Here is a 416-nt window from a genome sequence, read left to right on the forward strand (position 1 = left end):
CGCGGCTTGACCGGCGCGCAGGACGGCATCTTGCAGAAGCGCCGCGCCCAGCCCCTTCCCTTGCCAGCTTCCATCCACCGCGAGACGCCCGAGCACGACCATCGGAATGGGATCTGGCATGTTGCGGCGAACAATGCCGGGCGCTTCCGCCAGATCAAGCCCGCCCGAAGAAAAGCAGTAGTAGGCGACAACGCGTGAGCCTTCCGCCACCACATAAGTACGCGATGCGCCACTGACCTGGTTGGCCCGTGCCCTGCGGCGAAGCCATTGGTCGAGACTTTCTGTTCCGCTTTGGAAAAGGTCGAGATCGTGGTTTTCTGCCAGGGGCGTGGGCGCCGATAGCATCAGTCCCGCCATGGCTTGGGCACGTTCATGAGGCGCGCAAAACCTTCCCCGCTTGGCGGTTTATCGAGGAT

Annotated in this window: 1 protein-coding gene; it reads right to left on the reverse strand. The window is 63.0% G+C overall.

The window, feature by feature from the left end; all coding sequences use genetic code 11:
- On the reverse strand, nt 1-345 hold a 345-nt coding region (locus EN807_RS32785; protein WP_135937952.1), incomplete at its 3' end, for a GNAT family N-acetyltransferase.
- Between the last annotated feature and the right edge of the window lie 71 nt (nt 346-416).

The sequence above is a fragment of the Mesorhizobium sp. M5C.F.Ca.ET.164.01.1.1 genome (genome assembly GCF_004792125.1).
Classification (GTDB): Bacteria; Pseudomonadota; Alphaproteobacteria; order Rhizobiales; family Rhizobiaceae; genus Mesorhizobium; species Mesorhizobium wenxiniae.